Source organism: Hylemonella sp. GW821-FHT12C09 (assembly GCF_058807395.1).
In genome coordinates this window covers 176,683-199,555 of sequence record NZ_JBXAQQ010000001.1, presented here as the reverse complement: position 1 = coordinate 199,555, position 22,873 = coordinate 176,683, and the positions used below count along the sequence as shown (strand labels likewise).

The 22,873-nt window shown below is 63.7% G+C and carries 28 protein-coding genes and 1 tRNA gene; 27 read left to right on the top strand and 2 right to left on the bottom strand.

Annotation, left to right across the window (positions count from 1 at the left end; genetic code table 11):
• The first annotated feature begins 1 nt into the window (after position 1).
• The 4 genes from AC1RRP_RS01040 to AC1RRP_RS01025 all read left to right on the top strand — a co-directional run bounded on the left by AC1RRP_RS01040 (position 2) and on the right by AC1RRP_RS01025 (position 3,261).
• Positions 2–769: a 3-oxoacyl-ACP reductase gene (locus AC1RRP_RS01040; protein WP_493032380.1), complete on the top strand. Its 768-nt coding sequence runs from the start codon at positions 2–4 to the stop codon at positions 767–769.
• A gap of 26 nt (positions 770–795) precedes the next feature.
• Entirely contained in the window at positions 796–1,851 is a 1,056-nt protein-coding gene (gene tsaD / locus AC1RRP_RS01035; RefSeq protein ID WP_493032378.1) for a tRNA (adenosine(37)-N6)-threonylcarbamoyltransferase complex transferase subunit TsaD, read from the top strand.
• 116 nt (positions 1,852–1,967) lie between these two features.
• Positions 1,968–2,738 carry a hypothetical protein gene (locus AC1RRP_RS01030; protein ID WP_493032376.1) on the top strand — a complete coding sequence of 257 codons (771 nt, stop codon included), beginning with the start codon at positions 1,968–1,970 and terminating at the stop codon, positions 2,736–2,738.
• Positions 2,739–2,874: 136 nt separating this feature from the next.
• Entirely contained in the window at positions 2,875–3,261 is a 387-nt protein-coding gene (locus AC1RRP_RS01025) for a DUF4160 domain-containing protein (RefSeq protein WP_493032374.1), read from the top strand.
• Positions 3,262–3,949: 688 nt separating this feature from the next.
• On the opposite strand, the gene AC1RRP_RS01020 is transcribed toward AC1RRP_RS01025, so the two are convergent.
• Positions 3,950–4,081, bottom strand: coding sequence for a hypothetical protein (locus tag AC1RRP_RS01020; protein ID WP_493032372.1), 132 nt, complete (start codon positions 4,079–4,081; stop codon positions 3,950–3,952).
• A gap of 41 nt (positions 4,082–4,122) precedes the next feature.
• On the opposite strand from AC1RRP_RS01020, the gene AC1RRP_RS01015 reads away from it, so the two are divergent.
• From AC1RRP_RS01015 to AC1RRP_RS00995, 5 genes are all read left to right on the top strand, one after another.
• Positions 4,123–4,302 (top strand): type II toxin-antitoxin system HicA family toxin, encoded by a 180-nt coding sequence (locus AC1RRP_RS01015; protein ID WP_493032370.1) that lies wholly within the window; start codon positions 4,123–4,125, stop codon positions 4,300–4,302.
• Between the two features lie 9 nt (positions 4,303–4,311).
• Positions 4,312–4,728 (top strand): type II toxin-antitoxin system HicB family antitoxin, encoded by a 417-nt coding sequence (locus AC1RRP_RS01010; protein ID WP_493032368.1) that lies wholly within the window; start codon positions 4,312–4,314, stop codon positions 4,726–4,728.
• Positions 4,729–4,736: 8 nt separating this feature from the next.
• Positions 4,737–4,988: a toxin-antitoxin system HicB family antitoxin gene (locus AC1RRP_RS01005; protein ID WP_493032367.1), complete on the top strand. Its 252-nt coding sequence runs from the start codon at positions 4,737–4,739 to the stop codon at positions 4,986–4,988.
• 168 nt (positions 4,989–5,156) lie between these two features.
• The gene (locus AC1RRP_RS01000) at positions 5,157–5,498 is read left to right on the top strand and encodes a nucleotidyltransferase family protein (protein WP_493032366.1); all 342 of its coding nucleotides are present in this window, start codon (positions 5,157–5,159) and stop codon (positions 5,496–5,498) included.
• Between the two features lie 14 nt (positions 5,499–5,512).
• Complete coding sequence (locus AC1RRP_RS00995) at positions 5,513–5,893, top strand: HEPN domain-containing protein (protein WP_493032365.1); 381 nt, start codon at positions 5,513–5,515, stop codon at positions 5,891–5,893.
• A gap of 117 nt (positions 5,894–6,010) precedes the next feature.
• On the opposite strand, the gene AC1RRP_RS00990 is transcribed toward AC1RRP_RS00995, so the two are convergent.
• Positions 6,011–6,370 carry an Hsp20/alpha crystallin family protein gene (locus AC1RRP_RS00990; RefSeq protein ID WP_493032362.1) on the bottom strand — a complete coding sequence of 120 codons (360 nt, stop codon included), beginning with the start codon at positions 6,368–6,370 and terminating at the stop codon, positions 6,011–6,013.
• Positions 6,371–6,585: 215 nt separating this feature from the next.
• On the opposite strand from AC1RRP_RS00990, the gene AC1RRP_RS00985 reads away from it, so the two are divergent.
• The 18 genes from AC1RRP_RS00985 to nuoK all read left to right on the top strand — a co-directional run bounded on the left by AC1RRP_RS00985 (position 6,586) and on the right by nuoK (position 22,845).
• Complete coding sequence (locus AC1RRP_RS00985) at positions 6,586–7,749, top strand: pyridoxal phosphate-dependent aminotransferase (RefSeq protein ID WP_493032360.1); 1,164 nt, start codon at positions 6,586–6,588, stop codon at positions 7,747–7,749.
• 423 nt (positions 7,750–8,172) lie between these two features.
• On the top strand, positions 8,173–8,439 hold the full coding sequence (gene rpsO / locus AC1RRP_RS00980; RefSeq protein ID WP_057675287.1) for a 30S ribosomal protein S15: 267 nt from the start codon (positions 8,173–8,175) through the stop codon (positions 8,437–8,439).
• Positions 8,440–8,654: 215 nt separating this feature from the next.
• Entirely contained in the window at positions 8,655–10,778 is a 2,124-nt protein-coding gene (gene pnp / locus AC1RRP_RS00975) for a polyribonucleotide nucleotidyltransferase (protein WP_493032357.1), read from the top strand.
• 67 nt (positions 10,779–10,845) lie between these two features.
• On the top strand, positions 10,846–11,865 hold the full coding sequence (locus AC1RRP_RS00970; RefSeq protein ID WP_493032355.1) for an NAD(P)H-quinone oxidoreductase: 1,020 nt from the start codon (positions 10,846–10,848) through the stop codon (positions 11,863–11,865).
• Positions 11,862–12,602, top strand: coding sequence for a triose-phosphate isomerase (gene tpiA, locus AC1RRP_RS00965; RefSeq protein ID WP_493032353.1), 741 nt, complete (start codon positions 11,862–11,864; stop codon positions 12,600–12,602). Before AC1RRP_RS00970 ends, tpiA begins: the two co-directional genes overlap by 4 nt.
• Before the next feature lie 36 nt (positions 12,603–12,638).
• Positions 12,639–13,043, top strand: a complete 405-nt coding sequence (gene secG / locus AC1RRP_RS00960; RefSeq protein ID WP_493032351.1) for a preprotein translocase subunit SecG — start codon at positions 12,639–12,641, stop codon at positions 13,041–13,043.
• A 114-nt stretch (positions 13,044–13,157) separates the two neighbouring features.
• Positions 13,158–13,242 (top strand) — tRNA-Leu (locus tag AC1RRP_RS00955).
• Positions 13,243–13,297: 55 nt separating this feature from the next.
• Complete coding sequence (locus tag AC1RRP_RS00950; protein WP_057675292.1) at positions 13,298–13,657, top strand: NADH-quinone oxidoreductase subunit A; 360 nt, start codon at positions 13,298–13,300, stop codon at positions 13,655–13,657.
• Between the two features lie 117 nt (positions 13,658–13,774).
• Positions 13,775–14,254: a NuoB/complex I 20 kDa subunit family protein gene (locus AC1RRP_RS00945; protein WP_057675293.1), complete on the top strand. Its 480-nt coding sequence runs from the start codon at positions 13,775–13,777 to the stop codon at positions 14,252–14,254.
• Positions 14,255–14,264: 10 nt separating this feature from the next.
• Positions 14,265–14,873: an NADH-quinone oxidoreductase subunit C gene (locus AC1RRP_RS00940; protein WP_493032348.1), complete on the top strand. Its 609-nt coding sequence runs from the start codon at positions 14,265–14,267 to the stop codon at positions 14,871–14,873.
• 2 nt (positions 14,874–14,875) lie between these two features.
• A complete protein-coding gene (locus AC1RRP_RS00935; RefSeq protein WP_493032346.1) occupies positions 14,876–16,129 on the top strand; it encodes an NADH-quinone oxidoreductase subunit D in 1,254 nt (417 codons plus the stop codon).
• Positions 16,126–16,614 (top strand): NADH-quinone oxidoreductase subunit NuoE, encoded by a 489-nt coding sequence (nuoE, locus tag AC1RRP_RS00930; RefSeq protein WP_493032345.1) that lies wholly within the window; start codon positions 16,126–16,128, stop codon positions 16,612–16,614. Before AC1RRP_RS00935 ends, nuoE begins: the two co-directional genes overlap by 4 nt.
• Positions 16,614–17,966, top strand: coding sequence for an NADH-quinone oxidoreductase subunit NuoF (gene nuoF / locus AC1RRP_RS00925; protein WP_493032343.1), 1,353 nt, complete (start codon positions 16,614–16,616; stop codon positions 17,964–17,966). Before nuoE ends, nuoF begins: the two co-directional genes overlap by 1 nt.
• 101 nt (positions 17,967–18,067) lie before the next feature.
• Positions 18,068–20,179 (top strand): NADH-quinone oxidoreductase subunit NuoG, encoded by a 2,112-nt coding sequence (nuoG, locus tag AC1RRP_RS00920; RefSeq protein ID WP_493032341.1) that lies wholly within the window; start codon positions 18,068–18,070, stop codon positions 20,177–20,179.
• Complete coding sequence (gene nuoH, locus AC1RRP_RS00915) at positions 20,176–21,258, top strand: NADH-quinone oxidoreductase subunit NuoH (protein WP_493032339.1); 1,083 nt, start codon at positions 20,176–20,178, stop codon at positions 21,256–21,258. Before nuoG ends, nuoH begins: the two co-directional genes overlap by 4 nt.
• A 97-nt stretch (positions 21,259–21,355) precedes the next feature.
• Positions 21,356–21,865 (top strand): NADH-quinone oxidoreductase subunit NuoI, encoded by a 510-nt coding sequence (gene nuoI / locus AC1RRP_RS00910; protein WP_493032337.1) that lies wholly within the window; start codon positions 21,356–21,358, stop codon positions 21,863–21,865.
• A 27-nt stretch (positions 21,866–21,892) separates the two neighbouring features.
• On the top strand, positions 21,893–22,540 hold the full coding sequence (locus AC1RRP_RS00905; protein WP_493032335.1) for an NADH-quinone oxidoreductase subunit J: 648 nt from the start codon (positions 21,893–21,895) through the stop codon (positions 22,538–22,540).
• The gene (nuoK, locus tag AC1RRP_RS00900) at positions 22,537–22,845 is read left to right on the top strand and encodes an NADH-quinone oxidoreductase subunit NuoK (RefSeq protein ID WP_057675302.1); all 309 of its coding nucleotides are present in this window, start codon (positions 22,537–22,539) and stop codon (positions 22,843–22,845) included. Before AC1RRP_RS00905 ends, nuoK begins: the two co-directional genes overlap by 4 nt.
• Positions 22,846–22,873 lie beyond the last annotated feature (28 nt).

Below are 22,873 nucleotides of genomic sequence, written 5' to 3'. Positions count from 1 at the left end.
CATGAACTTCCAGGGCCAGGTCATCCTCGTCACCGGCGCCAGCCGCGGCATCGGCGCGGCCATCGCACGGGCCTTCGCGGCCGAGGGGGGCTTCGTGGTCGTCAACTACCTGCGCAACGAGGCCGCGGCCGACGAGGTGGTGGCGCAGTGCAAGGCGGCTGGTGGCGATGCCTGGGCCCTGCGCGCCGACGTCAACGACGCCGCCCAGGTGCAGGCCCTGGTGGCGCAGGTGCAGGCCGAACTGGGCCGCATCGATGTGCTGGTCAACAACGCCTTCGCACCGTACCGCTTCGACCCCGAGCAGCGCAAGCGCTTCTGGGAAACCGGCTGGGACGATTACCAGACCCAGTTCGACGGGGCCGTGCGCGCGACTTACAACGTCTGCCAGGCCGTGCTGCCCGGCATGCGCCAGCGCGCGCAGGGTTGCATCGTCAACCTGGCCAGCGACCTGGTCGAGCGGCCCGTGGTGCCTTATCACGACTACGCCACGGCCAAGTCCGCGCTGGTGGGCTTCAGCCGCAACCTCGCGGCTGAACTCGGGCCGCTGGGCATCCGTGTGAACTGCGTGGCGCCGGGCCTGGTCTACCCGACCGACGCCAGCCGTGCGACCAAGGAGGACGTGAAAGAGGCCATCGTCGCGCAAACCCCGCTGCGCCGCATCGCCCGGCCCGAGGACGTGGCGGGGCCGGTGCTTTTCCTGGCCTCCGACTGGAGCCGTTTCGTCACGGGCCAGGTGCTGGTGGTGGATGGCGGTCTCGTGATGAAGTAAGCGGGCATTCGCCTACACTCGCTGCCATGTCTGATGTAGCGCCCCTGATCCTCGGCATCGAATCCTCCTGCGACGAAACCGGCGTGGCCCTGGTGCAAACCGATGACGGCCCGGTGCCGCGGCTGCTGTCGCACGCGCTCTACAGCCAGATCGAGATGCACCAGGCCTATGGCGGTGTGGTGCCCGAGCTGGCCAGCCGTGACCACATCCGCCGCGTGCTGCCTTTGACGACACAGGTCATGCAGGAGGCCGGCAAGTCGCTGCAGGACATCGACGTTGTCGCCTATACGCGCGGCCCGGGTCTGGCCGGCGCGCTGCTGGTGGGGGCGGGCGTGGCCTGCGCGCTGGGCGCGGCCCTGGGCAAGCCCGTGCTCGGCGTGCACCACCTCGAAGGCCATCTGCTTTCGCCCTTCCTGAGCGTCGACCCGCCCGAGTTCCCCTTTGTCGCCTTGCTCGTTTCCGGCGGCCACACCCAGCTCATGCGCGTGGACGGGGTGGGGCGCTACGCCATCCTGGGCGAGACCATCGACGACGCCGCCGGCGAAGCCTTCGACAAATCGGCCAAGCTCATGGGCCTGCCCTATCCCGGTGGTCCGGGGCTGGCCAGGCTGGCAGAGCAGGGGGACGGCGCGGCCTTCAAGCTGCCGCGGCCTCTCTTGCACAGCGGCAACCTCGATTTCTCCTTTGCCGGGCTCAAGACGGCGGTGCTCACGCAGGCGCAACGCCTGGGTGATGAGCTGGAGGCCCGCAAGGCGGACCTGGCCGCTTCGACGCAGGCCGCGATCTTGGAAGTGCTGGTGAAGAAGTCACTGTCCGCGTTGAAGGAAACGGGCTTGAAGCGCCTGGTGGTGGCCGGCGGCGTGGGCGCCAACAAACGACTGCGCGAACAGCTGAATATGGAATGCGCCAAGCTCAAGGTGCGCGTGCACTATCCAGAGCTACACCTGTGCACCGACAACGGCGCCATGATCGCCATGGCCGCCGCCATGCGCCTGCAGGCCGGCCAGCAGGAGGCGACCCGCGCCTACACCTTCGAGGTCAAGCCGCGCTGGCCGCTGGACGCGATCAGCCAGTCGGTGTGAACTGACGGCTGCGCGGTTACCGGCTTTGTTCATGGCCGCGCCGAGGCAGGAAAAATCGTGGTTGCGGTTATAAATCAGCTCCGCTCAGCAACTCACGGGAGGCGTTAGCATTGTTTATGAAATCGCTCTCTGCCCATATAAACCTCACCTCACATTGGAATGGCGCCATGCGAAAGCTACTCAAGTCCCTGTTGCTAATACTTCTGATTCAACAAGCTTTCGCTGCTAATGAGGATGCTCTTCTGTCATTTGCGAAGAAAAACGCGGGAAAATTCTCAACTGAAATAGAGCAATTCTCCAAGCCTGTGAAAGTTCGCGCTAGACCGACCGATGACTGGTGGACATTCAGTATGTATGACCAGGAAAAACAGATCCTCGTCGCAAATCGGGGTAGCGTTACCTATAGAGAACGGCTGTCCCAGCGTTGTACTAACGTTGGCTCGTTTGTCGGCCAGAATTCCTTCGGAGCGAAAACGCGCGTTCAAAAGCAACGCTGCGAACGCCTCGAAATTCAAGATGTCCGAACCCTGGGGGTAAAGCTCGGCAACCTTGATTGCAGTTTGGCTAACAGATTAACTCTTTCAAAAAGCGAGGAGGACCGACGCCAGGAGTGTCGGGAAATGAACTTCCGTCGTTTCGAGATACCGATGACGCCCCAGCAGTACCGTGTGCTTAAAGAACGCGGGCCGATCTATGAAATCGACTTCGATGTTGGCGCCGATGCAAAGCAGGAAGTAGTCACAGACGATACTGTGGTTTCAGAGGCGACGATAAGCGAACCCATCGAACAAACCATTCGCATACTTCGCGTCTACGGAAAGTTTAGATCCGTCCGAATAATGTCCCCCGATGGGCAAATCGTTTTGGCAACTTACGAGATCGACTGAATACGGCTTGCCATCACATCGGAGATTTTCAAATCATCACGTCTATGAAGATGGTAGTGCTAACCCGGCTACACATACGATGCACAGCGAGATAGCCGCGTAGCGCCAGTGAGTTTCACATTTGGTTTAGGAATTCATGAGTCCATATGACCTCATCGAAACCGAGGTTCGAGCAACCACCACACTGGAGCAGTGTGCCGATTCACTGGCCAAGCTTCTCTCCGATGGCTTTGCTGTATGGGAGGACGGTTCCCTTTACAGCATCAAACAGCTGGTTGCTCAGGTCAAAGGCCTGAAGATCGAGGTCTTCGCACGCGAGCACTCGCCCCCTCACTTCCACGTTTCCGGTGGAGGTGTTGACGCAACTTTCTCACTCGCGGACTGCACGCACTTGGCGGGGCAAATCTCTGGTCGCCATGCGGCCTTGGTTAAGTGGTGGTATGTACGCAGCCGCCCGGCGCTTGTAAGGGCGTGGAACGAGAGCCGGCCCTCTAATTGCCCAGTCGGACCCATTCACGAGTGAAGCTTTCGTCCACCCCTTAGCACTCGCCTGCTTCCGGGATTTGATCAACTCAATCGTGAGGCATCGCTTAGCAATCAGGCTCTCGCCACCAACGAAGAATACAAGTTGCCATCATGAACACACAGGTCATCGACGAGAAGAGTCTCTCGCTGTCTTTGCTGCAATCCACGCTATCTGGTTTGACTAACGAAAAGTGGACAACGATTGACGAGAGAGTCCTAAGTGCCACGATTAACGAACGAGCCTGCTTAGTCAGCATTGTGGGTGGTTCTCAGATCCGAATATTCTCAGCGTCCGTGGTCCCAGTTCCTCAAGGTGTTTCATTGCACGAACTCGTGGCACTTGCGAACGAGGTGAACAGTGACCTCGATTGGTCCCTTCGAGCATACGTCTCTGATGAGGCCGACCTCTGCTTTTTGCACTCGATTTATGTTGACGGAGGCGTCAACAATTGGAACGTTGGTCTCTCCCTGCTAGCTTTTCTTGTTGAGTGCACGATAGTTGACGAGGGGGTTGTGCGAAAGAGGGTCACTGCAAGCTGATCCGCCCCGCGCTGTAGCCAAAGCTTTCCGGTCACCATGTGCATGGGCTGTTCGAGAGCAAGGTAGTTGCAGGCTACGGCGGTGCGAACTTTGATGTCATGAAAAAGGCCGCGCATTGCGCGGCCTTCGTTTTTCGAGGGGTGGATTCAGTTGATCGCCAGCTTCACCGCCTTGCTTTCGGGCGGCACTGTGGCCTGTTTCAGCGTCAGCATGCCGTTTTCCAGCTTGGCTTCGCTCTTGGCGGTGTCGATGTCCTGCGTCCAGTTCGTAACGTGCACGGGCTTGCAAAACACAACAGAAGTGTTTATTATGCGGGTCCATGAACTCGAAGCAGATGAGGAAATGGCTGGTGCAGCAGGGGGCGACGTTCCAGTCGGGCAAGGGTTCGCATCTGAAGGTGTTCTTGAACGGCAGGCAGACCACGCTGCCCATGCACGGCACGGCCGAGCTGGGTAAGGGCTTGGAAGCCGCCATCACGCGCCAGTTGGGACTGAAATGAGGAACCGCTATGTTTGACTATCCCGTAACGCTTGAACGCGACGGCGACACCGTGCTCGTCACGTTCATTGATGTGCCCGAGGCCATCACTTTCGGAGCGAACGAAGAAGAGGCGCTGCTGCACGCCGTCGATGCGCTGGAGACCGGGCTGTCCTTCTACATCGACGCCCGCCAGCCGCTGCCCATGCCAAGCAAACCCAAGCGGGGCCAGAAGACGGTGCGTCCTGGCGCGCTGGAGGGCGCCAAGCTGGGCCTGTACCAGGCCATGACGGAGCAGGGTCTGCGCAAGGCAGAGCTGGCCCGTCGCCTGGGCTGGCATGTGCCGCAGGTGGATCGGCTGTTCACACTGAACCATGCATCCCGGCTGGACCAGATCGAAGCCGCCGCCCGCGTGATGGGGCGTACGGTCGAAGTGCGCGTGGCTTGATAGACATCATGAAGCCGGTCGATCATCACAGCTACCGTGTCTGCTGGTCACCCGAGGACGGCGAGTACGTGGGGACTTGCGATGAATTTGCCTCGCTGAGCTGGCTGGACCAGACGCCGCAATTGGCGCTGGCGGGCATCATGCGTATGGTGGCTGATGCGGTGGTTGATCTGCGGGCCCTTGGGGGAAATGCGCCATCGCTCACATTGGAGCAAAGGCTCGCGCTGTTTGACCCTGAGCGCCATGGCGGCGAGGCGTAGGGATTTTGCGAAAACCCGTTCGCGTTGAGCTTGTCGAAACGCGGTTTCGGTTTGGCAACGCAACATCCATCCGCGTTTTCCTTGCGTCACGTGACTGCGGCAGTTGAGCGCCAGAGCTTGGCGTGACAAAACATTCCCCACCCACTAAACTTGCGTCGAACACAGATCATGTCAGACAGCCGTCCCAACCTCGCCATCAACGCTGCTCGCGACTTTGCCAGCCGCGTGGCTGCGCGCTGGCCGATGCGCAGCGCCATGCTGTTTGGCAGCCAGGCGCGCAACACGTCTCACCCGGGCAGCGATACCGATGTGGCGATTGTTCTGACGGGCGCGCGTGGTGATTTCGTGGCCACCAAGCTTGCCATGGACGATGTGGCTTACGACGTGCTGCTGGAGTCCGGCATCCGCATCCAGCCGCTTCCGATCTGGGAGCAGGAATGGGCGCACCCGGAGCAGTATTCCAACCCGCGCCTGCTGCATAACATTGCCCGCGAGGGCGTGCCGTTGTGACACCAAGGGACTTGATGCACAAGGCAGACCGTGCCTTGCAGTCAGCCAGCGTGTTACTTGAAAACGGCGATGTGGATGGCGCCTGCAATCGCGCCTATTACGCCATGTTTGACGCAGCCCGTGCGGCCCTGCTGGCATCCAAAGCTCCGGTAGAAGCCGAAGTTGCCCGCACCCACAGCGGCCTGATCACCGCTTTCAGCCTGCATCTGGTGAAGCCGGGCCGGATTGCGGTGGAACATGGCCGCGCCCTGAACAAGGTGGAGGATTTGCGCCTGCTTGCCGATTACAAGGACGACCCGGTCAGCCCGAAAAACGTGGTCTGGGCAATCGATCAAGCCAAGCTTTTCGTCTCGGCCATCCGGGCGGCCTTTCCCGATGAATCGCCCGATCAGTAAAGGTGCACGCGGCAACTCACCGGGGTGTGCGCGGTTCAACCAGATCCTGCGGCTTGCCTGAGGCGCAATAGAAAAGGCCGCGAGATTCGCGGCCTTTGTTTCGTCGGTGGAGCGGGATCAGTTGATCGCCAGCTTCACCGCCTTGCTCTCAGGCAACACCTTGACCAGCTTGAGCGTCAGCACGCCGTTTTCCAGCTTGGCTTCGCTCTTGGCCGTGTCGATGTCCTGCGGCAGTTCGTAGGCGGCCTTGTACTGGCGCTTGGCTTCGGGCAGGGTCTCGATGCGAATCACATTGCCCTCGATGCCGATGGACAGCTGCTCGCGGCTGACGCCGGGCACGTCGAAGCTCAGCTCGTAAGCCTTGTCTTCGGCGGCCTGGGGGGCCTGCTCGGCGGGCGCGGACTCGCTGAAGAAGCGGTCGAAAGCGCGCAGCGAAGGGGAGAAGGCGGAACGGCGGATGACGGGAACAAACAGCATGGTTGAACTCCTGTAGGGTAAACGGTGGACTCGGTGTGCGGGGGCACTGCCGGCCGCAGGGCATAACTGGGAACGGGCCAGGAAGTTTTCAAGGCCTGCAGCGCGCGGCAAATTTTTGGTGGCCAGGTCTTGAAAACATGGGGGCTGTCTCTATGTCGGGCCGCCGCGCCCGTGCCGGCCAGGCGGCACAATCGATCCCTTGCGATGGAGAACACATGCGCCAGGTGATCCGTGACCTCGAAGAATCCAAAATCCGCGAAGTGGCCAATGCCGGCCTGGGGCGCAGCGACGTGCTGGCCTTCTGGTTCGGTGAGGGGGACGAGGTCACGCCCGACTTCATCCGCCAGGCGGCCATCGACTCCCTGCAAAAAGGTGAGACTTTCTACAGCCACAACCTGGGGCTGCCCGAGCTGCGCGCGGCACTGGCCTTACACCTGACGCGCCTGCACGGCACGGTGGCCCCAGACCGTCTGGCCATCACCTCCGGTGGTGTCAACGCCCTGATGATCGCCATGCAGGCGCTGCTGGAAGCGGGCGACGAGGTGGCCATCGTCACGCCGGTCTGGCCCAACCTGACGGCGCAGCCGCTCATCCTGGGCGCGCGTCTCAAGCCCGTGCCGCTCAGGCCCGTGGCCGGGGCCTGGACGCTGGACCTGGAGGCGCTGCTGGCCGCCGTGACACCGGCCACCAGGCTGCTGGTGCTCAACGCCCCGAGCAACCCCACGGGCTGGACGCTGACGCGCGCCGAGCAGGAGCGCATCCTGGACCACTGCCGTCAGACCGGCACCTGGATCCTGGCCGACGAGGTGTACTCGCAGCTGTTTTATGAAGCCTCCCCGAATGGTTGCGCACCCAGCTTCCTCGATATTGCCTCCTCCGAAGACCGTCTCATGGTCGTGGGCAGTTTCTCCAAGGCTTTCCTGATGACGGGCTGGCGCCTCGGCTGGCTGGTGCTGCCGCCGGCCATCACCCACGACGTGGGCAAGCTCATCGAGTTCAACACCTCCTGTGCCAGCGTCTTCACCCAGCGCGCCGCCGTGGCGGCGCTGCAGCGGGCGGATGAGATCACGCCCCGGGTGGTGGCCCACCTGAAGACCTGCCGCGACACCCTGGTGCCCTTGCTGCGGGCCCTGCCGGGCGTGGAGCTGGCGACGCCGGCTGCTGGCATGTACGCCTTTTTCCGCCTGGCCGGCCATGACGACTCCCTGGCCACGGCCAAGCGCCTGGTGCGCGAGGCCGGCCTGGGCCTGGCGCCGGGCGAGGCCTTTGCCCCGGAGGCCCAGGGCTGGCTGCGCTGGTGTTTTGCGTCCAGGGACCCGCAGCGCCTGGTGCTGGGGGTGGAACGGCTCAAAACCTGGCTAAGGGCCTGCTCCGACTGATTTCTCAAGTGCGAATGGGGTTAAAACCGCGCCAATCTAGGCGCGCGACGACGCCCAGGCTGGCCGCCTGGGCGAGGAGCGCAACAACGAGTGGCGCGGTTTTAACCCCGTTCCCTTCGGGTTGCGGCCAAAAAGGCCATGCGGGGTGTTGCGCGGACTTGCCGGGGGCGACCCCGGCGGCGTCCACGCGCCTACCGCATGGCCTTTTTGATCCGCAACGCATCTTGAGAAATCAGTCGGAGCAGGCCCAAAGTAAGTAGGCGCTCCGCGGAATCGGTTTGGGCTATAATTCCATGGTTCTGCGGCCTGCCAAGGCTTGCAGAGCGCACGTCAGTAGCAGTTCCAGCCGCTGACGCAAGTTGTAAACCCTGGGACGTTCCGACCGAAAGCGGCCGGTTTCGTCCCGCATGACAGGAAATAGAAATGATCGCTACCAGCATCAAGGCCGAAGTTGTCAAGGCCAATGCCCGTTCCGCTACCGACACCGGTAGCCCGGAAGTCCAGGTCGCCCTGCTGACCGCCCGCATCAACGAACTGACCCCGCACTTCAAGACCCACGCCAAGGACCACCACGGCCGTCGCGGTCTGCTGCGCATGGTGAGCCGTCGCCGCAAGCTGCTGGACTACCTGAAGTCCAAGGACTTCGACCGTTACAGCGCGCTGATCACCAAGCTGGGTCTGCGCAAGTAATCGCCCCGGACAGATGAATAGAAGCGCCTGAGTTGGTCCGCTAGCTCAGGCGCTTTGTACTTCGGAGCAGACAGGAACAGAGCGAAGCTGTGTCATTCCAGAGGAAATCGGGCGAATTTCCTCGAATTTCTCTGGAATGGCATCGTGTTCTGTGATGTGGCTTCGAGCCCTAGGGGAGGCGGCTCAGACCTCCCTTGATCCATAAGGAGAAACACATGACCATGTTCAACAAAGTCACCAAGACCTTCCAGTGGGGCCAGCATACGGTCACCATGGAAACCGGCGAAATCGCCCGCCAGGCCACCGGCGCCGTGCTGGTCAACATCGACGACACCGTGGTGCTGGCCACCGTGGTGGCGACCAAGAGCGCCAAGCCGGGCCAGGACTTCTTCCCCCTGACGGTGGACTACACCGAGAAGTCCTACGCCGCCGGCAAGATCCCGGGCAGCTTCTTCAAGCGTGAAGGCCGTCCCAGCGAGCTGGAGACCCTGACCTGCCGCCTGATCGACCGCCCGATCCGTCCGCTGTTCCCCGAAGGCTTCTACAACGAAGTCCAGGTGATCGTGCACGTGGTGAGCCTGAACCCCGAAGTGCAGGCCGACATCGCCGCCATGATCGCCACCAGCGCTGCGCTGAGCATCAGCGGCATCCCCTTCAGCGGCCCCATCGGCGCTGCGCGCGTGGGTTACATCAATGGCGAATACGTCCTGAACCCGGGCCAGACCCAGCTCAAGGACAGCCAGATGGATCTGGTCGTCGCCGGTACCGAATCCGCCGTGCTGATGGTCGAGTCCGAAGCGCAACAGCTGTCGGAAGAGATCATGCTGGGCGCCGTGGTCTTCGGCCACGAGCAGGGCAACATCGCCATCAACGCCATCCACGACCTGGTGCGTGACGCCGGCAAGCCGGCCTGGGACTGGAAAGCCCCGGCCAAGGACGAGGCCCTGATCGCCAAGGTCAATGCGCTGGCCGAAGAGAAGCTGCGCGCTGCCTACCAGATCCGCAACAAGCAGGCGCGTACCCACGCCTGCCGCGAGACCTATGCCGTCGTGATGGCCGACCTGAAAGAGGCCGGCGTCGAGTTCGACAGCGTCAAGGTCGAAGGCATGCTGTTCGACATCGAAGCGCGCATCGTGCGCAGCCAGATCCTGGCTGGCGAGCCGCGCATCGACGGCCGCGACACGCGCACCGTGCGCCCCATCGAGATCCGCAACGGCGTGCTGCCCCGCACCCACGGTTCCGCCCTGTTCACGCGCGGCGAGACCCAGGCCCTGGTGGTCGCCACGCTGGGCACCGAGCGCGACGCACAGCGCATCGACGCGCTGGCCGGCGAGTTCGAAGACCGCTTCATGCTGCACTACAACATGCCTCCCTTCGCCACCGGCGAAGCCGGCCGTTTCGGCACCCCGAAGCGCCGCGAGATCGGCCACGGCCGTCTGGCCAAGCGTGCCCTGGTGGCCTGCCTGCCCACCAAGGAAGAGTTCCCCTACACCATGCGTGTGGTGTCCGAGATCACCGAGTCCAACGGCTCCTCGTCGATGGCTTCCGTCTGCGGCGGCTGCCTGTCGCTGATGGACGCTGGGGTGCCGATGAAGGCCCACGTGGCCGGCATCGCCATGGGCCTGATCAAGGAAGGCAACCGCTTCGCCGTGCTGACAGACATCCTGGGTGACGAAGATCACCTGGGCGACATGGACTTCAAGGTGGCCGGTACCACCAATGGCATCAACGCCCTGCAGATGGACATCAAGATCCAGGGCATCACCAAGGAAATCATGCAGGTCGCCCTGGCTCAGGCCAAGGAAGCGCGCATGCACATCCTGGGCAAGATGCAGGAAGCCATGGGCGAGGCCAAGACCGAGGTGAGCAACTTCGCGCCCAAGCTCTTCACCATGAAGATCAACCCCGAGAAGATCCGTGACGTGATCGGCAAGGGCGGCGCCGTCATCCGCGCGCTGACCGACGAGACCGGCTGCCAGATCAACATCGAGGAAGACGGCACCATCACCATCGCCGCCACCGACGCCACCAAGGCCGAGGAAGCCAAGCGCCGCATCGCCGAGATCACCGCCGAAGTCGAAATCGGCAAGGTCTACGAAGGCCCGATCACCAAGATCCTGGACTTCGGTGCCCTGGTCAACCTGCTGCCCGGCAAGGACGGTCTGCTGCACATCAGCCAGATCGCCCACGAGCGCGTCGAGAAGGTCACGGACTACCTGTCCGAAGGCCAGATCGTCAAGGTCAAGGTGCTGGAGACCGACGAGAAGGGTCGCGTCAAGCTGTCCATGAAGGCGCTGCTGGACCGTCCGGCCCAGAACAACGGCGGCGAACAGGCCTGATCCGACTTTGTCACCCTGACGACGGCGCCCTGCGGCAAGTCCGCAGGCGCTGTCGGAGCGAGAGACCATGAAAGCCATCGAAATCACTTCCTACGGTGCGCCCGAGGTGCTGCGTCTGGGCCAGCGCCCCGACCCGGTGCCGGGTGCGGGTGAGCTGCTGATCCGCGTGGCGGCCAGCGGCATCAACCGGCCCGACGTGTTCCAGCGCACCGGCAATTACCCGGTGCCCCCGGGTGCCTCCGACATCCCCGGCCTCGAAGTGGCGGGCACGGTCGTGGGCGGCAATGCCGCGGAGCTGGCGCAAGCCGGTCTCAAGCTGGGCGACAAGGTGTGTGCGCTGGTGGCCGGCGGCGGTTACGCCGAGCTGTGCACCGCGCCGATTGCGCAGTGCCTGCCCTACCCGAAGGGCCTGAGCGATGTCGAGGCAGCCTCGCTGCCCGAGACCTTCTTCACCGTCTGGAGCAATGTGTTCGACCGCGGCCGCCTGCAGGCCGGCGAGACGCTGCTGATCCAGGGTGGGTCCAGCGGCATCGGCGTCACCGCCATCCAGCTGGCCAAGGCCATGGGCGCCAAGGTCATCGTGACCGTGGGCAGCGACGAGAAGTGCGCCGCCTGCATCAAGCTGGGCGCCGACCATGCCATCAACTACAAGACGCAGGACTTCAAGGAAGAGGTCAAGCGACTGACGGACGGCAAGGGTGTGGACGTGATCCTCGACATGGTGGGCGGCGAGTACGTTGCACGCGAGGTCGAGAGCCTGGCCGAGGACGGCCGCATCGTCATCATCGCCGTGCAGGGCGGCACCAAGAGCAGCTTCAACGCCGGCCTGGTACTGCGCAAGCGCCTGACCATCACCGGCTCGACGCTGCGCCCGCGTCCCATCGCTTTCAAGCAGGCGATCGCGCAGGCCTGCCTGAAACACGCCTGGCCCCTGATCGAGGCCGGCAAGGTCAAGCCGGTGATCCACAGCACCTACGCAGCCGTGGATGCCAAGGATCCCACCGGCAGCGGTGCCGCACGTGCGCATGCGCTGATGGAATCGAACCAGCACATCGGCAAGATCGTGCTGACCTGGAGTGGTGCATGAAAAAGCTGATTGCCGGTAACTGGAAGATGAATGGCAGCCTGGCTGCCAACCAGGCCCTGCTCAAGGGCCTGCTGTCCGGCCTGAAGGATCCGGCCTGCGACATCGCGGTCTGCGTGCCGACGCCTTATCTGGCCCAATGCCAGGCGTTGCTGGCGACCAGCCCGGTCGAGCTGGGCGCGCAGGATGTCTCCCAGTACGAGCTGGGTGCCTACACGGGCGAGGTCTCGGTGGCCATGCTCAAGGATTTCGGCGTGCGCTACGCCATCGTCGGCCATTCGGAGCGCCGCCAGTACCACGGCGAGACCGATGCGGTCGTGGCGGCCAAGGCGCAGCGCGCACTGGCCAACGGCGTGACCCCCATCGTCTGCGTGGGCGAGACCCTGGCCGAGCGTGAAGCGGGCAAGACGGAGGAGGTGGTCAAGCGCCAGCTGGCTGCGGTGATCCACCTCAATGGCCACTGCATCAGCGAGATCGTCGTGGCCTACGAGCCCGTCTGGGCCATCGGCACTGGCAAGACTGCCAGTCCCGAACAGGCGCAGCAGGTGCATGCCGTGCTGCGCGCGCAACTCAAGGCTGCCACGCCGCAGGCGGACCGCATCAAGCTGCTGTATGGCGGCAGCATGAACGCGGCCAACGCCGCGCAGTTGCTGGCACAACCCGATATCGACGGCGGCCTGATCGGCGGCGCTTCGCTCAAGGCCCCGGACTTCCTCACCATCATCGCCGCAGCTGGCTGATACAGCTACCCGATTGCTACGAATTTAGGAGTAAACATGAGTTTCATCGTCACCATCATCCTCACGGTGCAGATCGTCACGGCCGTGGCCATGATCGGCCTCATCCTGATCCAGCACGGCAAGGGCGCCGACATGGGCGCCGCCTTCGGCAGCGGCTCCTCGGGCAGCCTGTTCGGCGCCAGCGGCAGTGCCAACTTCCTTTCGCGCACCACGGCCGTGCTGGCCACGGTGTTCTTCGTCTGCACGCTGCTGCTGGCCTATTTCAGCAACGCGCGCCCGGCCAGCACGGGCAGCGTGCTCGAAGGCAGCGCGGTGACGGCGCCCGCCGCGCCCGAGAACTCGGCACAGATTCCGGGCACCTCGGCACCGGTCGGCGGCGCCCCCGCATCCGCCCCTGCGGCACCGGTCGCGCCTGGCCCGGCGCAGATTCCGGCGCGATGACCTGAGTCAATAAATCCGGAATTTCTCCCCGGGGCGAGGGGGGAATTCGGAGTAAACTCCAAGGCTTGCCGGGTGAGCTATCAGACCCTCATGCAAGCCTGGCAACAGAGACAAGCCGTCGTGGTGAAATTGGTAGACACGCTATCTTGAGGGGGTAGTGGCGAAAGCTGTGCGAGTTCGAGTCTCGCCGACGGCACCAGATAAATGACCGTCCGGATACAGTCCGGGCGGCCCAACGGTGATCAGCATTCAAGATGAGCCTCGATCAGTACCTTCCCGTCCTTCTGTTCATCTTGGTCGGCATTGCCGTCGGGGTCATCCCCCAGGTCATCGGCTATGTCCTGGGCCCCAACCGGCCCGACGCGGCCAAAAATTCCCCCTACGAGTGTGGTTTCGAAGCGTTTGAAGACGCCCGCATGAAGTTCGACGTGCGCTACTACCTCGTTGCCATCCTCTTCATCCTGTTCGACCTGGAAATTGCCTTCCTCTTCCCCTGGGCTGTGGCGCTCAAGGAAGTGGGTGCGGTGGGTTTCTGGGCGGCCATGGTGTTCATCGCCATCCTCGTCGTGGGTTTTGCCTACGAGTGGAAAAAGGGCGCCCTCGACTGGGAATAGACATGGCCCCCACGCTTGTCACTTCGTGTTCTGCGCTGCCCCCCGAGGGGGCCCAGTCGCCTTGGGGCGGCCCGGCGGCGACTGACAGTTTCAACAAGGTCACTAAGGATAGTCGTCATGATTGAAGGCGTGATGAAAGAAGGCTTCGTCACCACCAGTTACGACACGGTGGTGAACTGGGCCAAGACCGGCTCGCTCTGGCCTATGACCTTCGGTCTGGCCTGCTGCGCGGTCGAGATGATGCATGCGGCCGCCGCGCGCTACGACATCGGCCGCTTCGGCGCCGAGGTGTTCCGCGCCAGCCCGCGCCAGTCCGACCTGATGATCGTGGCCGGCACGCTGTGCAACAAGATGGCGCCGGCCCTGCGCAAGGTCTACGACCAGATGAGCGAGCCGCGCTGGGTCATCTCCATGGGCTCCTGTGCCAACGGTGGCGGTTATTACCACTACAGCTATTCGGTGGTGCGCGGCTGCGACCGCATCGTGCCGGTCGACGTCTACGTGCCGGGCTGCCCGCCCACGGCCGAGGCGCTGATCTACGGCATCATCCAGCTGCAGCAGAAGATCCGCCGCACGCAGACCATCGCCCGCGTCTGAGGAACCATTGATGACTGCTTTTGCCGTAAATACCGAAGCCACCCAGGACGCGGTGGCTGCCGCTCTGGGCGGCAAGGCCCGCCGTGTCGACGTCAAGCTGGGCGAAGTCACCGTCGAGGTCGCGCCCCAGGACTACCTGGCCGCGGCCCGCATCCTGCGCGATGCGCCCGGTTGCCAGTTTGAGCAGTTGATCGACCTGTGTGGTGTCGACTACTCCGCCTGGGGCGAGGGCGCCTGGGACGGTGCGCGCTTCTGCGTCGTGTCGCACCTGCTCTCGGTCAGCCTGAACCAGCGCCTGCGCCTCAAGGTCTTCGCCACCGATGACGATTTTCCGGTGGTCGACTCCCTGACCGACGTCTGGCGCGCGGCCAACTGGTACGAGCGCGAGGCCTTCGACCTCTACGGCATCGTCTTCGAAGGCCACGACGATCTGCGCCGCATCCTGACCGACTACGGCTTCATCGGCCACCCCTTCCGCAAGGACTTCCCCCTGTCCGGTCATGTCGAGATGCGTTACGACGCCGAACTCAAGCGTGTGATCTACCAGCCGGTGAGCATCGAGCCGCGCGAGATCACGCCGCGCATCATCCGTGAAGACAACTACGGAGGCCTGAAGTAATCATGGCCGAAATCAAGAACTACACCCTCAACTTCGGTCCCCAGCACCCCGCCGCCCACGGCGTGCTGCGCCTGGTGCTCGAGCTCGATGGCGAAGTCGTGCAGCGTGCCGATCCGCACATCGGCCTGCTGCACCGCGCCACCGAGAAGCTGGCCGAGAGCAAGACCTACATCCAGTCGCTGCCCTATATGGACCGCCTGGACTACGTCTCGATGATGTGCAACGAGCAGGCCTACTGCCTGGCCATCGAGAAGATGCTGGGCATCGAGGTACCGCTGCGCGCCAAGTACATCCGCACGATGTTCGGCGAGATCACGCGCCTGCTCAACCACCTGATGTGGCTGGGCTCGCACGGCAACGACTGCGGCAGCTCCACCATCCTGATCTACACCTTCCGCGAGCGCGAAGACCTGTTCGACATGTACGAGGCCGTGTCCGGCGCGCGCATGCACGCAGCCTACTTCCGTCCGGGCGGCGTCTACCGCGACCTGCCGGACAGCATGCCGCAGCACAAGGTCAGCAAGATCCGCAACGCCCGCGCCATCGCCGAGATCAACGCCAACCGCCAGGGTTCGCTGCTGGACTTCATCGACGACTTCTGCGCGCGTTTCCCCAAGTGCGTGGACGAGTACGAGACGCTGCTCACCGACAACCGCATCTGGAAACAGCGCACGGTCGGCATCGGCGTGGTCACCGCCGAGCGCGCCCTGAACCTGGGCATGACCGGCCCCATGCTGCGCGGCTCCGGCATCGCCTGGGACCTGCGCAAGACCCAGCCCTACGACGCCTACGACCGGGTCGATTTCGACATCCCCGTGGGCAAGACTGGCGACAGCTACGACCGCTACCTGGTGCGCGTGCAGGAGATGCGCGAGTCCAACCGCATCATCCAGCAGTGCTCGGCCTGGCTGCGCGCCAACCCCGGCCCGGTGATCACGGACAACCACAAGGTGGCGCCGCCGGCCCGCGAGGCCATGAAGTCCAATATGGAAGAGCTGATCCACCACTTCAAGCTCTTCACCGAAGGTTTCCGTGTGCCCGCCGGCGAGGCCTATGCCGCCGTCGAACACCCCAAGGGCGAGTTCGGCATCTACATGGTGAGCGACGGTGCCAACAAACCCTATCGCCTCAAGATTCGTGCCCCGGGCTTTGCCCACCTGGCCACGCTCGATGAGCTCGCCCGCGGCCACATGCTGGCCGACGCCGTGGCCATCATCGGCACCCTGGATATCGTGTTTGGAGAGATTGACCGATGATCTCTGAGTCCATCAAAGCGCGCTTCGCCAAGGAAGTCGCCAAATACCCGGCCGAGCAAAAGCAGTCTGCCGTCATGGCCTGCCTGGCCATCGTGCAGCAGGAGCTTGGCCACGTCAGCACCGACAGCGAGGCCGAAGTCGCCAGCTATCTCGGCATGCCGGCCATGGCCGTGCACGAGGTCACGACCTTCTACAACATGTACAACCAGCGCCCGCTGGGCAAGTACAAGCTCAACGTCTGCACCAACCTGCCGTGCCAGCTGCGTGACGGCCAGAAGGCGCTGCATCACCTGGAGCGCAAGCTCGGCATCAGCATGGGCGAGACCACGGCCGACGGCCTGTTCACGCTGCAGCAGAGCGAATGCCAGGGCGCCTGCGCCGACGCGCCCGTGCTGCTGGTCAATGACCGCACCATGTGCAGTTTCATGAGCAACGACAAGCTGGACCAGCTGATCGACGGCCTGAAGGCTGGAGGGGCCAAGTGATGTCGGTTGAAAAACTTCTTTCGCAGTTCGCCGCCACCGGCGCCGAGACCTGCTTCCACAACCGCCACATCGAACCCCAGATCTACGCCGGCCTCGACGGCAGCAACTGGCACCTCAAGGACTACGAGGCACGCGGCGGTTACCAGGCCCTGAAGAAGATCCTGGGCAAGGATGGCGGCGAAGGCCTGACCCAAGACCAGGTGATCGCCACCGTCAAGGAATCCGCCCTGCGCGGTCGTGGCGGCGCCGGTTTCCCCACCGGTTTGAAGTGGAGCTTCATGCCGCGCCAGTTCCCCGGCCAGAAGTACCTGGTGTGCAACTCGGACGAGGGCGAGCCCGGCACCTGCAAGGACCGCGATATCCTCATGTACAACCCGCACATCGTGATCGAGGGCATGGCCATCGCGGCCTACGCCATGGGCATCACGGTGGGCTACAACTACATCCACGGCGAGATCTTCCAGGTCTATGACCGTTTCGAAGCCGCGCTGGAAGAGGCGCGCGCCGCCGGCCTGCTGGGCAACAACATCGCGGGCAGCAATTTCAGTTTCCAGCTGCATGCAGCCCACGGTTTCGGCGCCTACATCTGCGGCGAAGAAACCGCGCTGCTCGAATCGCTCGAAGGCAAGAAGGGCCAGCCGCGCTTCAAGCCGCCGTTCCCGGCCAGCTTCGGCCTCTACGGCAAGCCGACCACGATCAACAACACCGAGACCTTCGCGGCCGTGCCCTGGATCATCCGCAACGGCGGCCAGGCCTACCTCGAGTGCGGCAAGCCCAACAACGGCGGCACCAAGATCTATTCGATCAGCGGTGACGTCGAGCGTCCGGGCAACTACGAAATCCCCATGGGCACGCCCTTTGCCAAGCTGCTGGAGCTCGCCGGTGGCGTGCGCGGCGGCAAGAAGCTCAAGGCCGTGATCCCTGGCGGTTCCTCCGCCCCGGTGCTGCCGGCCGACATCATGATGCAGTGCACGATGGACTACGACTCCATCGCCAAGGCCGGCTCCATGCTGGGTTCGGGCGCCGTCATCGTGATGGACGAGACCCGCTGCATGGTCAAGGCGCTGCAGCGCCTGTCCTACTTCTACATGCATGAATCGTGCGGCCAGTGCACGCCCTGCCGCGAAGGCACGGGCTGGCTCTCGCGCGTGGTCGACCGCATCGAAAACGGCCAGGGTCGCCCGGAAGACCTGGACCTGCTGGACAACGTGGCCGAGAACATCCAGGGTCGCACCATCTGCGCGCTGGGCGACGCCGCGGCCATGCCGGTGCGCGCCATGATCAAGCATTTCCGTCCCGAATTCGAACATCACGTGGCCCACAAGACCTGCCTGGTCCCGGCCTACGTCTGAGCGACATAGCGAGAAGTACATGACCCCCAAGCTTACTCATCGTTCGCTGCCCCCCGTGGGGGCGCCCGCCTTTATTGGGGCGGCCCGGCTAAAGGCTCAACATGGTTGAAATCGAACTCGACGGCAAGAAGGTAGAGATCCAGGAAGGCAGCATGGTCATGCATGCGGCCGAGAAATCCGGCGTCTACATTCCGCATTTCTGCTACCACAAGAAGCTCAGCATCGCGGCCAACTGCCGCATGTGCCTGGTGGACGTGGAGAAGGCGCCCAAGCCCATGCCGGCCTGCGCCACCCCCGTCACGCAGGGCATGATCGTGCGCACCAAGACCGACAAGGCGCTCAAGGCCCAGAAGTCGGTCATGGAGTTCCTGCTGATCAACCACCCGCTGGACTGCCCCATCTGCGACCAGGGCGGCGAGTGCCAGCTGCAGGACCTGGCCGTGGGCTATGGCGCCTCCGCCTCGCGCTACGAGGAAGAGAAGCGCGTAGTCTTCCACAAGGACGTGGGCCCGCTGATCTCCATGGAAGAGATGAGCCGGTGCATCCACTGCACGCGCTGCGTACGTTTCGGCCAGGAAGTCGCCGGCGTGATGGAACTCGGCATGAGCCATCGCGGCGAACACTCCGAGATCGAGACCTTCGTCGGCCACTCGGTCGATTCCGAGCTGTCGGGCAACATGATCGACATCTGCCCGGTGGGCGCGCTCACCAGCAAGCCTTTCCGCTACCAGGCCCGCACCTGGGAGCTGGGCCGCCGCAAGTCGGTCAGCCCGCATGACTCCACCGGCGCCAACCTGATCGTGCAGGTCAAGAACCACCGGGTCCTGCGTGTGGTCCCCCTGGAAAACGAAGATGTCAACGAGTGCTGGATCGCCGACCGCGACCGCTATTCCTACGAAGCCCTGGATGGCGCCGACCGCCTCAGCAGCCCCATGGTCAAGCAGGGCGGCCAGTGGAAGGAAGTCGACTGGCAGACCGCGCTCGAGTACGTGGCCAACGGCCTGAAGACCATCAAGGGCGATCACGGTGCCAGCAGCATCGGTGCCCTGGTCAGCCCGCACAGCACGCTCGAAGAGCTTTACCTGGCCGCCGGCCTGCTGCGCGGCCTGGGCAGCGACAACATCGATTACCGCCTGCGCAACGCTGAATTCGGCAAGGCCGAAGGCGTGCGCTGGCTGGGCCTGCCCATCGCCGCGCTCACGCAGCTGCAGCGCGTGCTGGTCGTCGGCAGCAACCTGCGCAAGGACCACCCGCTGTTCGCGCAGCGCGTCCGCCAGGCCGTGCGCCAGGGCGCACAGCTCAGCACCATCACCTCGAAGAGCCTGTACCAGAGCGCCGACGCCTGGGCCATGAAGGTGGCCCATGCACAGGTGACGCCGGCTGCGCAGTGGGCGCAGGCCCTGGCCAATGTGGCTGCGGCCATCGCGGCAGAGAAGGGCGTGGCCGCCCCGGCCGCCGGCCAGGCCACGCCCGAAGCACAGGCCATCGCCAAGTCCCTGCTGGGCGGCGAACGCAAGGCCGTGCTGCTGGGCAACGCCGCTGCACACCATGCCAACGCCTCCAGCCTGCTGGCCCTCGCCAACTGGATCGGTGCCCAGACCGGTGCCAGCGTCGGTTACCTGACCGAAGCCGCCAACACCGTGGGCGCGCAATGGGTCGGTGCCCAGCCGCAGGCTGCAGGCCTGAATGCCGCGCAGATGCTGGGTGGCACGCTCAAGGCTGCCGTGCTGCTGGCCGTCGAGCCCGAATACGACACGGCCGCCGGCCAGGCCGCTGCGGCTGCGCTGGACAGCGCCGAGATGGTGGTCACGCTCAGCCCCTTCAAGACCAACCTGGCGTTCAGCGACGTGCTGCTGCCCATTGCGCCGTTCAGCGAAACCTCGGGCAGCTTCGTCAACGCCGAAGGCCGCCCGCAGAGCTTCCACGCCGTGGTCAAGCCCCAGGGCGATACGCGCCCGGCCTGGAAGGTGCTGCGTGTGCTGGGCAATCTGCTGGGCCTGCAGGGCTTCGATTTCGAATCCTCGCAGGACGTGCTGGCCGCGGCCACCGCCCAGCCTGTGAAACTGTCCAACGCCACGCAGGCAACCATCAATGTCGCTGCCACCGCGGGTGAGCCGGTGGTCGCTTCCATCTACCAACTCGACGGCCTGGTCCGTCGCGCGCCGTCGCTGCAACTGACGGCCGACGCCCGTGAACAAGGGGTAGCCGCATGATCGATGCGTTTTACAACGGCGGTCTGAACCTGATCGCCGCCAGCTGGTGGGCCACGATGGCCTGGCCGGTGCTCTGGATCCTGATCAAGATCGTCTGCGTGCTCGCGCCGCTGATGGGCGCCGTGGCCTACCTGACGCTGTGGGAGCGCAAGCTGCTGGGTTTCATGCAGGTGCGTTTTGGCCCCAACCGCGTGGGCCCCTTTGGCCTGCTGCAGCCCATTGCCGATGCGCTCAAGCTGCTGACCAAGGAAATCATCCAGCCGACCGCCGCGGCCAAGGGCCTCTTCGTGCTCGGCCCCATCATGGCCATCATGCCGGCGCTGGCCGCCTGGGTGGCGATTCCCTTCGGGCCGGATGTGGCGCTGACCAATATCAACACCGGCCTGCTGCTGATCATGGCCATTACGTCGATCGAGGTCTACGGCGTCATCATCGCGGGCTGGGCTTCCAACTCCAAGTACGCCTTCCTCGGTGCGCTGCGCGCTTCCGCGCAGATGGTGAGCTACGAGATTGCCATGGGCTTCTGCTTCCTGGTGGTGCTCATGGTCTCGGGCAGCATGAACCTGACCGACATCGTGCTGGGGCAGGGCGAGGGCTACTTCGCCGACAAAGGCCTGGGCATCCTGTCCTGGAACTGGCTGCCGCTGCTGCCGATCTTTCTGGTCTACCTGATCTCCGGCGTGGCCGAGACCAACCGCCACCCCTTCGACGTGGTCGAGGGCGAGGCCGAGATCGTGGCCGGCCACATGGTCGAGTACTCGGGCATGGGCTTTGCCATCTTCTTCCTGGCTGAATACGCCAGCATGTGGCTGGTGTCCATCCTCGCCGTGATCATGTTCCTGGGCGGCTGGCTGTCCCCGATCGACAGTGCGCTGTTCAACTGGATTCCGGGCTGGATCTGGCTGGGCCTCAAGACTTTCGTCGTGGTGTCCATGTTCATCTGGATCCGCGCCACCTTCCCGCGTTTCCGTTACGACCAGATCATGCGTCTGGGCTGGAAGATCTTCATCCCGGTCACCCTGGTGTGGCTGCTCGTCGTCGGCATCTGGATGCAGACGTCGTGGAACATCTGGAACTGAACATGCGCCCCCACGCTCATCACTTTGTGTATTCGCTGCCCCCCGAGGGGGCGTCGTCTGCCTTGGGACGGCCCGGCGGCAGCCGAGGAGCAGGACTATGACCACCGCTACCGCTTCGACCTTTTCCCTCAGGGACTTCTTCAAGAGCTTCATGCTCGTGGAGCTTTTCAAGGGCATGGCCCTGACGGGGCGTTATGCCTTCGCCCGCAAGGTCACCATCCAGTACCCGGAAGAAAAGACCCCGCTGTCGCCGCGTTTCCGCGGCCTGCACGCCCTGCGCCGCTATGAAAATGGCGAAGAGCGCTGCATCGCCTGCAAGCTCTGCGAAGCCGTCTGCCCGGCCATGGCCATCACCATCGAATCCGAAGCGCGCAAGGACGGCAGCCGCCGCACCACGCGCTACGACATCGACCTGACCAAGTGCATCTTCTGCGGCTTCTGCGAAGAGAGCTGCCCGGTGGACTCCATCGTCGAGACCCACATCCTCGAATACCACGGCGAAAAGCGCGGTGACCTGTACTTCACCAAGGACATGCTGCTGGCCGTGGGTGACCGCTACGAGACCGAGATCGCTGCCGCCCGCGCGGCCGACGCGAAGTACCGCTGAGCCGCCAGGAAACACCAAGAAACGATCATGGACGTCAAAACCGGCTTCTTCTTCCTGTTCTCGGCCGTGCTGCTGTTCGCAGCCTTCCGGGTCATCACGGCACGCAACCCCGTGCACGCCGTGCTCTTCCTCATGCTGTCCTTCTCGCAGGCCTCGGCCATCTGGCTGCTGCTGAAGGCCGAGTTCCTGGCCATCACGCTGGTGCTGGTCTACCTCGGTGCGGTGATGGTGCTCTTCCTCTTCGTGGTCATGATGCTGGACATCAAGATTGACCAGCTGCGCCAGGGCTTCTGGAAGCACATGCCGCTGGCGGTGACCTTGGGCGCCGTCGTGGTGCTGGAGATGGCCGCCGTGCTGCTGACGGGCTTTCGCGTCAGCGATGAGCCGGCCGTGGCCCAGGTCATCGGCCAGCCGGTGACGGACGTCGACAACGCCAAGGAGCTGGGCATTCTGCTCTACACCGAATACGTCTACCCGATCCAGGTGGCCGCCTGCATCCTGCTGGTGGCCATGATCGCCGCCATCGCGCTCACGCTGCGCCAGCGCAAGGACAGCAAGGCCATCGACCCGTCCATCCAGGTGCGCGTGCGCGCCAGTGATCGCATGTCCATCGTGAAAGTCGAGACCACCCGCGCCGCGCCCCCGGCCGCCGCGCCCGAGGAGAACAAGCCATGACCCTGACCCTGGGACACTACCTCACGCTGGGCGCCGCGCTGTTCGCCATCGCGGTGGTCGGCATCTTCCTGAACCGCAAGAACCTGATCGTGCTGCTGATGGCCATCGAGCTCATGCTGCTGGCTGTCAACCTGAATTTCGTGGCCTTCTCGCACTACCTGGGCGACATGCACGGCCAGGTCTTCGTTTTCTTCATTCTTACCGTGGCAGCGGCCGAATCGGCCATCGGCCTGGCCATCCTGGTGCTGCTGTTCCGCAACAAGTCCAGCATCAATGTGGACGAACTCAACACGCTCAAGGGCTGAACCCGCCGGTTCATCAAGGTACTAGAAG